Raw genomic sequence first — 204 nt, forward strand, 5'->3', positions numbered from 1 at the left:
CTCGACCATGTGCACCGGGATGCGGATGGTGCGGGCCTGGTCGGCCATGGCGCGGGTGATGGCCTGGCGGATCCACCAGGTGGCGTACGTGGAGAACTTGTAGCCCTTGGTGTAGTCGAACTTCTCGACCGCGCGGATCAGGCCGAGGTTGCCCTCCTGGATCAGGTCGAGGAAGGCCATGCCGCGACCGGTGTACCGCTTCGC

Annotated in this window: 1 protein-coding gene; it reads right to left on the reverse strand. The window is 66.2% G+C overall.

What is annotated here, in order from left to right; genetic code table 11:
* A partial coding sequence (locus ADL15_RS26135) for a sigma-70 family RNA polymerase sigma factor (RefSeq protein ID WP_137781206.1) occupies nt 1–204 on the reverse strand: 204 nt, incomplete at both ends.

Origin of the sequence: Actinoplanes awajinensis subsp. mycoplanecinus (assembly GCF_001509495.1) — a bacterium.
In the GTDB taxonomy this organism is placed as follows: Bacteria; Actinomycetota; Actinomycetes; order Mycobacteriales; family Micromonosporaceae; genus Actinoplanes; species Actinoplanes palleronii.